This window comes from Alphaproteobacteria bacterium (genome assembly GCA_019695395.1).
Classification (GTDB): Bacteria; Pseudomonadota; Alphaproteobacteria; order JAEUKQ01; family JAIBAD01; genus JAIBAD01.
In genome coordinates this window covers 1-10,381 of sequence record JAIBAD010000055.1, presented here as the reverse complement: position 1 = coordinate 10,381, position 10,381 = coordinate 1, and the positions used below count along the sequence as shown (strand labels likewise).

Below are 10,381 nucleotides of genomic sequence, written 5' to 3'. Positions count from 1 at the left end.
ATAAATGGCTCCCCGGGCCGGACTCGAACCAGCGACAAAGCGGTTAACAGCCGCTTGCTCTACCAACTGAGCTACCGGGGATTAGTAAAAGAATCAAAGTGATGATTCAGCTTATAGCAAATAGTTTTTCAAAATGCCAAGCTCTTTTTAAAGAGTTTTTGATAAATTAAAAAAAATAATAAAAAATTTTTTTTATTTATATATTTTTTTTACTATACAAAAGAGATAATTAATTGTATTATGATTAATCTATATATTGTATTATTATTTTATTTTAAACTAAATTTTATTTTTACATACTTAATTTTAAACTTATTTTTAAAGTCAGAAAAGTTAAAATCATGATAAAAGAATCCTCTAGTGTTATTAATTACACACAAATTAAAGCTTTTAACGCGGTTGTTAAAGAAGGAAGTTTTTCCAAAGCCGGTCTTGCATTGGGATTAAGCCAACCCGCAATAACCGTACAAGTCAAATCTTTGGAGCAAACCTATGGCGTTCGTCTTTTTACAAGACATGGACGCAATATTGTGCCAACAGAATTAGGTCATGCCCTTTTTGATTTAACAAAACAACTTTTTGATATAGAAATTCAGGCACAAGAATTATTGTCTTCAACAGGTCGATTATTACAAGGACAATTAAGATTAGGTGCAGAAATTTCTCATACAGCTATGCATCTTATGTCTTCTTTTACCCAGCAACATCGTAAAGTTGATTTGACGCTTAAATTAGCAACTCCTCAGGATTTGTTGGAAGATATTTTATCCCAAAGATTAGATATTATTATTCTATCTGATCCAGATGAAGATCCAAGATTATATTATTTTCCTTTATGGCGTAGACGACTTATGTTGTTATTGCCTCGTAATCATAAATGGGCTACCAGACGTAGCGTTCGTCTGCAAGAATTATCTGACCAATCTATGATTACTCAAGATTATCCTTTGAGTTTACAACAAAAGCTTAATCGCTTTTTACAAGAACATAAAGTTTCTATTAATTCAAAGCTTCATATTACTAAAAACAAAGAGGCTGTTCGTGAAGCAGTTGCTATGGGTATTGGATTATCTTTAATGCTTGAAGGTGAAATGGGTCATGACAGTAGACTAGCTGCGGTTCCTATTCAAGAAGAAGCTTCGCTTGAAAGTTTAGAAACTTTAGTATGTCTCAAAACACATGTAGAAGTAGATTGTGTGAGAGAATTTATTAAAATGTCTGAAAACAATGTGCCTGTTAAAAGATCGTCTTCTACATGGTCAAATAATTACAATATGGTGACACCACCTAAACTACACATTGCATAGATCATTATATAAACTTATAATATCTTAAAAGCACCCTTAATACTCTAGATGTGTATAAGGGTGCTTTTTATATAATGAAAATATTTTGTTATTTTCTAGTAATTTTTGTATAGTTCTTTAGTTGATCTTAAACTAGGGGTGTTTCATGTCGTTTATATCAGAGCGTGTATCGCGGATTAAGCCTTCGTCTACTATTGCTATGAATCAAAAAGCTATAGAATTAAAAGAAGCAGGACATGATATTATCAGTTTAAGTGCTGGTGAACCAGATTTTGATACGCCCGAATCTATTAAAGAAGCTGCGATGGCTGCTATTCGTTCTGGACAGACCAAATATACGGCCGTTGATGGTACGACAGAACTTAAACAAGCAATTATTAAAAAATTTAAAAAAGAAAATGATCTAGTTTATCAACTTGATCAAATTACAGTTGGGTCTGGTGGAAAACAAGTCATATATAATGCAATGTTTGCTACACTTAATGAAAATGATGAAGTTATTATCCCAACCCCCTATTGGGTTTCTTATCCTGATATTGTTATGTTGGCAGGTGGTACACCTATTTTTATTCCCTGTTCAAGGGAGAATAATTTTAAACTTTCACCTGCTGATCTTGATCAAGCTATTACGCCGCGTACCAAATGGATTATTTTTAATAGTCCTTCTAATCCAACGGGGACGACTTATAGTAAAGATGAAATTAAAGCGCTTGCAGATATTTTATTAGAACCAAAAAACCAACATGTCTGGATTTTAACAGATGATATCTATGAACATCTTACTTATGATAACTTTGCCTTTTATACAATGGCCCAAGTTGAACCAAAGCTTTTTAATCGATGTCTAACTGTTAATGGTGTAAGTAAAGCTTATTGTATGACAGGATGGCGTATTGGATATGCGGGGGGACCCATACACCTAATTAAGACTATGGCAAAAATTCAATCCCAAAGTACATCGAACCCTAGCTCAATTAGTCAAGCTGCAGCTGTAGCTGCACTTAATGGACCTCAACATTTTATTGCAGAACATAATAAAATTTTTTGTGAAAGAAGAAATCTTTTAGTTGATGCTTTATCTGATATTAAAGGATTAAGCTGTAATAAAGCTTTGGGTGCTTTTTATCTGTATGTCAATTGTGAGAAAATGATGAATAAAACTGATTCTAAAGGACAAGTTATTAAATCGGATGATGATTTTGTGATATTTTTACTGGATCAGGCAAAAATAGCTGTTGTTGCAGGGTCAGGTTTTGGTTTATCCCCCTATTTTAGAATTTCTTATGCCTTATCAACCGAAAGATTAAAAGATGCTATTATACGGTTGAGAACGGCGTGTTTATCTCTGGTATAAAGAAAGAATAAAAATTAATTTTAAAACTGTTGCATTTATACCAAAAAAAAAATATTAAAGTAATACAGGGGTTGTCATCTCCTAAAATTAGGCTAATATTATAAAGTAGTATTTATAGATTTTCTGAAAAAGAGGGAAAAAAATGAAAAAATTAACAGTTCTCGCTATTTTAGCTAGTGCATTAGCTTTATCTGCTTGTGGTACAAAGTTTGAATCATGGACATTATTTGATAATAACTGTTCTGGCAATGCAGGATTACATAGCGACGATTATTGCGCAAGTTATGTAAAAAAATAATCAGGTTATAATACCTGAATTTATAAAATCCGGTACATTTGATAAATGTACCGGATTTTTTATTTAAACTTATATAACTAATTTAAGTTTTTCCATGGTTTCAATTAAATGACTTTTGATACCAGGTTCTGCCGCTGTGTGTCCTGCGTTTTCCACAACAATGTAATCTCTATGTTGGCAATTTTGTGCAATTAAATGGGCAGAAATTGGGGGGCATACAATATCATAACGACCTTGAATTATTGTTGTAGGAATATGTTGGATTTTTTCTAAATTATCTAATAAAGCTTTATCTTTCATAAAAAAATCATTAATAAAAAAATGTGCTTCGATCCTGGCTAAAGGAAGAACTGCATGGTCATTATCATAATCCTGTAAAAAATCCTGGTTGGGAAGTAGGGTACAGCATCGTGTTTCATAGGCAAACCAGCTTTTAGCTGCAGGAAGATGGATAGTGGGGTCAGGATCAATAAGTCTTTTATAATAATTATCTAAAAAATTCTTTTGTTCTGAAACAGGTAGAAAATTAATAAATTGATTCCATATATCGGGAGCAATATTTTTCATACCATTAAAAAACCAATCAGATTCAGATTTTGTACCAAGAAAAATACCGCGTACAACTAAAGCAAGGCAAGATTCTGGGTATTTTTCGGCATAAGCAAGTCCAAGACAACTCCCCCAGGATCCACCAAAAACGATCCATTTTTTAATAGATAAATGAAGTTTTAATTTTTCAATATCCTCAATTAGATCTTGGGTGGTATTTTTTTCTAATGACCCCCATGGGGTTGAACGTCCACAGCCTCGTTGATCAAAGACAATAATCTGATAAAATTTAGGATCAAAAAATCTTCGTGAAGCTGGGCTTGATCCAACACCAGGGCCGCCATGAAGAAAGACAACAGGTGTACCGGTTGGATTGCCTGAAATCTCCCAATAAATATTATGTGTATCAACAGATAAAAACCCTGTTTTAAAAGGCTCTATTTCTGGGTAAAATGAATAAATGGGCATGGTAATATGAATAAATATAAATTTTTTAAAATAATTTTTTACTCTTTTATATTATATAAAGGGTTTTTTGTATGTGCAACTTTAAATGCTGAGACAAGTATGGACGTACCTTTAGAAGGAAAAATTGTAGACATTATTGATGGTGATACTATCGTTTTAGAAAATGGCCAACAAATAAGACTTGTTGGTATTCAAGCACCAAAACTATCTTTAAATAGAAAAGATTTTATAGATTGGCCTTTAGCAAAAGAGGCTAAAACATTTTTAGAAAAAATAGTCCAGGATCGTCATGTTTTTTTATCTTATGGGCCACAGAAAAAAGATCGTTATGATCGATTATTGGCTCATGTAACTAATGATAAAGGAGAATGGGTTCAAGGAGAAATGCTTTCATATGGTATGGCACGTGTCTATATTTTTCCTGATAATAGGTATAAAATAAATGATATGTTAGTTTTAGAACAAAAAGCAAGATTAGCTAAAAAAGGAATTTGGCAACATACTTATTATTCAATTTTAAAACCGGAAATGGCTAATGTTCCGAATACATATCAAATAGTTGAAGGGAAAATTTATTCAATATCAAAACAAAAGAAAAATATTTATATAAATTTTGGTTCTGATTGGAAAAAAGATTTCACCTTGACAATTGAACCAGAGGCCCAAAAACTTTTCTTAAAAGATAATATCAATATAGAAGAATTTAATAATAAATTTGTTCGGGTACGAGGTTGGATTGATCAATATTATGGACCACGAATAATTATAACATATCCAGAGCAAATAGAAATTATCAATTAGAAAGACATTTTTATATGATTGATTTTATATTGGTATTAATTAAAATATGTATGTCAAATTTATAGTATTATGTGGCTTAAGGGTTTAAAATAATGAAATTGTTGCGATTAGTTTTGGTTTTAAACTTATTTTGGATCCTTCCTGGATTTCAAGGTATAGCGCAGCCACGTTCTTTATTTATGTCTGAGCAAGATGAAATTGAACTTGGGAAAAAAAATCATCCCCAGGTTCTAGCAGAATTCGGTGGGGCCTATAATAATGCAGACTTAGCAGAATATATCCAAAGTTTAGGAGATTATTTAGCAAGTACATCTGAACGTTCAAATTTAAAATTTACTTTTACAGTTTTAAATAGCCCCATTGTTAATGCCTTTGCTGTTCCTGGTGGGTATATTTATGTTACACGTGGATTGCTAGCACTTGCAGATAATGAAGCGGAGGTTGCAGGTGTTTTAGCCCATGAAATCGGACATATTGCAGCGCGCCATGGGGCACAACGTTATGATAAAACTATGCTTGCAAATATCGGTATGATTTTATTGGGTATTGGAACAGGAAGTGGTGAAATTGCCCAAGCTGGGGGGGCATTGGCATCTGTATTATTACAAAGTTATTCTCGTGAGCAAGAATTTGAAGCAGATGAATTGGGCGTGCGTTATATAGCTCGTGCTAATTTTGATCCCCAGGCTATGGTTAGTTTTTTAAAAAAACTTCAACAGGAAACTTCATTAGAAGCAAAAATTCTTGGTCAAGAGGATGAAACAGATGCAATGAATATAATGGCAACACACCCACGTACAGTGGATCGTGTTGCAGAAGCTATTCGGGAAGCAACAAAAAATCAGGTTAAAGACCCTATTGTTGCCCAAGATATTTATTTAAAAAAAATAGATGGAATTATTTATGGGGATAGCCCTGATGAAGGTATTATTCGAAAAAGAAAATTTGGTCATCCACAATTGAATTTTTCATTTGAAGTACCAGAAGATTTTCGTCTTTTTAATTTTAGCGATAAAGTTATTGCCAAAGGTCCCCAAAATTCAGGTATAGTTTTCGATCAGGTTAAAGCTGGTCAATATAATTCAATGACAACATATCTTAAAACTTGGGCCAAAAATAATAGATTAAATTCTATTGAAAGTTTGACCATTAAAAATCATGATGCAGCAACAGGTCTTATTCGCATCAGAAATAAATCAGGGCAGTTTGATCAACGTTTATTAGCCATTGATTACGGTGATAAAATTTATCGATTTCTTTTTGTTACCCCCGTAAAATTAACATCACGTTATGATCAAGCGTTTAAAGATACAGCCTATAGTTTTGGTCCAATATCCCAAAATGATAAAGATTTATTTAGACCTCAAATAATAAAGGTTATTGATGTGTCTGCATCAGATACACCTCAATCTTTAGCCAATAAAATGCCGTTTGAAGATTATCAATTAGAAAGGTTTATGGTATTAAATGGACTTAGCGCAAATGATAAATTAAGGGCAGGTCAAAAAGTTAAAACGATAATACAAAAATAAATATGTCTAAGGAATTAGGTGATGGAAACAGATTTAGCTAAGCATGGGTATAAATTATCTTTGGATTTTTTACAAAAAATTCTTGATAAAAATAATCAAAAATTTCTTGTTGGTTTTGAACGTGGTCAATTAAAAATTGAAATATATAAACCAAAAGAAGTCGACCTTCAACAAACACATGATCAAGATGAAATTTACATAGTTATGTCAGGTAAGGGGCAATTTTTTTGTAATCATACAGAAATTTCTTTTAAACCTATGGATTTATTATTTGTACCTGCACATATGCCTCATTCTTTTAAACAATTTACAGATGATTTAGTTGTGTGGGTGATTTTCTATGGTCCACCCGGCGGAGATCAAAAATCTATAACCTCCTGCCTGGGTGGGGATAGTCTAATTTAAATTATTTTGTTCCAACAACAGACCAATCTTTTCCATTAAACCATTTTTTTGATAAAGCTGTTAATGTTCCATCTTGGTGCATATCGGTAATAATTTGTTTAACTTTATCGGATAATTCTTTATCTCCCTTATCAAGGGCAACGGCTAAAGGTTCATAAAAAGCAGGTTGTTCAATAATACGGAAAGGCTGTGTTTTAACAGATTCCAAAAGAGTGGGCAGATTTGATAAAATCGCATCTAATCTTTTTCCGTCACCTAATTTAAGATCATCAAAATAGGCCCCTTCAGAATCATAAGATTTGATCAAACCTGGTTTTATTGTAAGATTGGGTTTAGTGTCCCCATAATTTGCAAATTGCAATTTATTGTTTAGAAAATCTTCTGTAGAACATCCTCCACAGACACCGATTGTTTTGCCATTAAGATCGTTTAGTTGATGAATTGTTTTGTTATTTTTATGAACAGCAAAACTTGCTGGAGAATACCAATAAATGCCAGGAAAATCTAAAACCTCAGCACGTGCCATTGTTGGTGTCATCGAACCTATTGCAATATCCCAGCGATTTCCCCAACGACCTGATTCTATAAATTCCCAGGCTACGGTAATAGGTTTCATGGTGGCGCCTAATCGTTTTGCTATTTCTTTACCAACATCAACATCAAATCCAACTAATTCATTTTTGTCATCTAAATATGCTACAGGAGGCCAACCTGGGGCATAAGCTGCAGTCATAGTTTTTGTAGATGTAATACGATCAAGAACCTGGCCGGCTTTGGCGTCTAAAGTAAAAATTAAAAAAGAAATCAATCCAAGAAAAAAATACAAACCATGAATTCTCATTTTAAGCATATAATATCCTTTAAGGGTGAATGTTTATATAAGTCAAAAAGTTTACTTTTATTTAGTAGAATTGGCTAGGTCAATTTAAGTATATAAAATTTCTTTAGATAAAATCCCTATATAAAATCACTAGGAAGGACGCCAGTTTTTTCTAAATCTAAAAGCTTTTGTTTAATTTCTAGACCACCGCCATAACCAACGAGGGAACCATCCGATCCTATCACGCGGTGACAAGGAATGATAATGCCAATAGGGTTGCGGTTATTAGCCATACCAACAGCACGTGCTGCAGTGGGTTGATGAATTTTCTTGGCAAGCCCACCATAACTAATGGTCGTACCATAAGGAACGGTGCATAAACTTTCCCAAACACGTTGTTGAAAAGTTGTTCCATGTGGTAATAGAGCGATATCAAATTTTTTTAATTTACCTTTAAAATATAGATCAAGTTGTTTGATTAAGGATTTAAAGTTTTTCTCGTCTTCAATCCATTCTTGTGGGACAAGAATTTTTTCTTTCTTAGTTTCTAAATGTAATCTTGTTAATGCTTTCCCATTAGACGTTAAAAGCATACGTCCAAGAGGACTTTTCCAAATAGTAAAAAAGGTTTTGGTCATAAACTTTCTCATATTAATTGGTAGGTAATTCATTTATAGTAATGATAGCGATAGTAATGTAATACTGATGAATCCGAATACGTTTTTATTTTATGATAAATTGTAATGGAAAAACAATTACAAAATAATTTACCTAAAGTTATTTCTATTGCAACTTCTGTTCCCTGTTATAAGTTGAATCAACAAGATGTTAAAAAATTAGCTATAAAAATTTTTGATTCTAGGGTTGATAATTTTTCCAGATTTTTATCTGTTTATGATAATGCTTCTATTCAAACACGATATTCTTGTGTGCCTTTAGAATGGTTTGAAAATCCTATTGGTCTTGCAGAACGTAATGCACTTTATATTAAAAATGCTTTAAATTTATTAGAAGAAGCTACCATTAAATCTTTAGATAATGCTTATCTTAAGCTATCTGATATTGATGGAATTGTGGTTGTATCAAGTTCAGGTATTGCAACACCATCCTTGGATGCTTTACTGATGGAAAGATTAAAATTCCGTCGTACTATAGAACGTTTGCCAATTTTTGGACTTGGATGTGCAGGTGGCGTTATAGGTTTAGCGCGAACAGCCCAATTGGCAAAGGCTACTCCTCAAAAACGATATTTGTATATGGTTGTTGAATTATGTGGTCTTACCTTTCTTTATGAAGACAAATCACGAAGCAATATTATTGCAACTGCTCTTTTTGGTGATGGGGCCAGCGCATGTATCATAAGTTGCAATGGGTATGGTCCAGAAATTATGGCATCGCACGAACATACATGGCCAGATACATTGGACGTTATGGGATGGGGTGTCACAAATCATGGATTAAAAGCAATTTTTTCTCAAGATATTCCAACCCTTATTCGTAATAATATGTACGATGTTGTTGATTATTTTTTAAAGCAAAATAATTTATCTTTGTCTTCAATTAAGAATTTTTTGTGTCATCCCGGTGGTACCAAAGTTTTGGATGCATTAGAAGAAATACTTAACCTTAAATCTGGCTCTTTAATACATTCACGTACCGTGATGAAAAATTTTGGTAATATGTCAGCTGCAACAATTATGTTTGTTTTGGAACTGGCGTTGAAAAATCCACAAGCTGGGTTGTATTTATTGTCAAGTTTAGGTCCTGGTTTTACCGCTGCTTTATTATTAATGAGGATGTGATGACTTATGTAGAAATTGTAGTTTTCTTGGTTGCAATAGAAAGAGTGATTGAATTAATTATTGCCTCTTATAATACACGACGTCTTAAAGCAGAAGGTGCAATAGAGGTAGGAAAAAATCACTATTTTCTTTTCATCCTTCTTCATACCAGTTGGCTTGGCGCCATAATATATTTTGCGTCACCTTATAAAATACCTAATATGTCATTACTTTTTATATTTATACTACTTCAATTAGGGAGAATTTGGATTATTACCACTTTAGGTAAATATTGGACCACAAGAATTATTACACTACCCCATAAACCTTTAATAAAAACGGGACCGTATCGTTTTTTAAAACATCCTAATTATATTATTGTGTGTGCTGAAATTGCTTTGCTTCCTTTAATTTTTGGTCTTTGGCAGGTAGCCTTAGTGTGGTCAATTGCCAATGCGGCCTTATTGGTGTGGCGTATTTATGTTGAAAATAATGCTCTTCAATCTCGAAGGAATATATGTTAACTTATAGAGTAAAATAGGGAGGATTTTATGAATAAATTATTTACTCGTTTTACTGTTCTTTTATTTTTTTCTTTAATTTTTATAACCCATTCTGGGTTTGCTCAAAATAAAAAAGATAAAAACCATGGCCCTAAGACTAATAAACAACAAGATGTTTCAAATAATTTTGTACCAAATGACCGGGTATTGAGAAATCTAGATTCTAGTAAATTAGGGATAATTTCTTCTCATATGCAATCCTCTTATAGACAAAAATGCCCCCCTGGTCTTGCAAAAAAAAATAATGGATGTCTTCCCCCAGGACAGGCAAAAAAATATTCAATAGGTCAACCTTTACCCTCTGATGTTGTTTATTGGGAAGTTCCACGTGATATACAATTTTATTTACCTCCCCCTCCACCAGCTACACAGTATATATGGGTGGATCAAGATCTGTTATTAATTTCAGCGGCAACAAGAAAAGTTCTTGATGCTGTCAGTTTATTCTCAGCAGTTCAATAATAGAATTAAAAAAATTCATTAGGAATATTTCTTTAGGTATT

General features: G+C 32.8%; 12 protein-coding genes and 1 tRNA gene. 9 read left to right on the top strand and 4 right to left on the bottom strand.

What is annotated here, in order from left to right; genetic code table 11:
* Window positions 1-5: 5 nt before the first annotated feature.
* Window positions 6-81 (bottom strand) — tRNA-Asn (locus K1X44_08300).
* A 260-nt stretch (window positions 82-341) separates the two neighbouring features.
* Here K1X44_08300 and K1X44_08295 point away from each other — a divergent pair.
* The 3 genes from K1X44_08295 (at window position 342) to K1X44_08285 (ending at window position 2,959) form a co-directional block, all read left to right on the top strand.
* A complete protein-coding gene (locus K1X44_08295; GenBank protein ID MBX7147293.1) occupies window positions 342-1,307 on the top strand; it encodes a LysR family transcriptional regulator in 966 nt (321 codons plus the stop codon).
* A 145-nt stretch (window positions 1,308-1,452) separates the two neighbouring features.
* Window positions 1,453-2,661: a pyridoxal phosphate-dependent aminotransferase gene (locus tag K1X44_08290; GenBank protein MBX7147292.1), complete on the top strand. Its 1,209-nt coding sequence runs from the start codon at window positions 1,453-1,455 to the stop codon at window positions 2,659-2,661.
* 142 nt (window positions 2,662-2,803) lie between these two features.
* A complete protein-coding gene (locus tag K1X44_08285) occupies window positions 2,804-2,959 on the top strand; it encodes a hypothetical protein (GenBank protein MBX7147291.1) in 156 nt (51 codons plus the stop codon).
* Between the two features lie 69 nt (window positions 2,960-3,028).
* Here the strand turns inward: K1X44_08285 and pip are convergent, their stop codons facing one another.
* A complete protein-coding gene (gene pip / locus K1X44_08280) occupies window positions 3,029-3,976 on the bottom strand; it encodes a prolyl aminopeptidase (protein ID MBX7147290.1) in 948 nt (315 codons plus the stop codon).
* A gap of 6 nt (window positions 3,977-3,982) precedes the next feature.
* On the opposite strand from pip, the gene K1X44_08275 reads away from it, so the two are divergent.
* The 3 genes from K1X44_08275 to K1X44_08265 all read left to right on the top strand — a co-directional run bounded on the left by K1X44_08275 (window position 3,983) and on the right by K1X44_08265 (window position 6,714).
* Window positions 3,983-4,777 carry a thermonuclease family protein gene (locus K1X44_08275; GenBank protein ID MBX7147289.1) on the top strand — a complete coding sequence of 265 codons (795 nt, stop codon included), beginning with the start codon at window positions 3,983-3,985 and terminating at the stop codon, window positions 4,775-4,777.
* A gap of 92 nt (window positions 4,778-4,869) precedes the next feature.
* A complete protein-coding gene (locus K1X44_08270) occupies window positions 4,870-6,309 on the top strand; it encodes a M48 family metalloprotease (protein ID MBX7147288.1) in 1,440 nt (479 codons plus the stop codon).
* 21 nt (window positions 6,310-6,330) lie between these two features.
* On the top strand, window positions 6,331-6,714 hold the full coding sequence (locus tag K1X44_08265) for a cupin domain-containing protein (GenBank protein MBX7147287.1): 384 nt from the start codon (window positions 6,331-6,333) through the stop codon (window positions 6,712-6,714).
* A gap of 1 nt (window position 6,715) precedes the next feature.
* Here K1X44_08265 and K1X44_08260 read toward each other — a convergent pair whose 3' ends face one another.
* On the bottom strand, window positions 6,716-7,555 hold the full coding sequence (locus tag K1X44_08260) for a transporter substrate-binding domain-containing protein (protein ID MBX7147286.1): 840 nt from the start codon (window positions 7,553-7,555) through the stop codon (window positions 6,716-6,718).
* Window positions 7,556-7,671: 116 nt separating this feature from the next.
* Window positions 7,672-8,172, bottom strand: a complete 501-nt coding sequence (locus tag K1X44_08255; protein ID MBX7147285.1) for a methylated-DNA--[protein]-cysteine S-methyltransferase — start codon at window positions 8,170-8,172, stop codon at window positions 7,672-7,674.
* A gap of 105 nt (window positions 8,173-8,277) precedes the next feature.
* Here K1X44_08255 and K1X44_08250 point away from each other — a divergent pair, with 105 nt between their 5' ends.
* Genes K1X44_08250 through K1X44_08240 form a run of 3 tightly spaced genes read left to right on the top strand, consistent with a single transcriptional unit; the run spans window position 8,278 to window position 10,340 of the window.
* Complete coding sequence (locus K1X44_08250; protein MBX7147284.1) at window positions 8,278-9,336, top strand: type III polyketide synthase; 1,059 nt, start codon at window positions 8,278-8,280, stop codon at window positions 9,334-9,336.
* The gene (locus K1X44_08245; protein ID MBX7147283.1) at window positions 9,336-9,839 is read left to right on the top strand and encodes a hypothetical protein; all 504 of its coding nucleotides are present in this window, start codon (window positions 9,336-9,338) and stop codon (window positions 9,837-9,839) included. The genes K1X44_08250 and K1X44_08245 overlap by 1 nt, the downstream gene beginning before the upstream one ends.
* A gap of 27 nt (window positions 9,840-9,866) precedes the next feature.
* Entirely contained in the window at window positions 9,867-10,340 is a 474-nt protein-coding gene (locus K1X44_08240; GenBank protein ID MBX7147282.1) for an RcnB family protein, read from the top strand.
* Window positions 10,341-10,381: the final 41 nt, after the last annotated feature.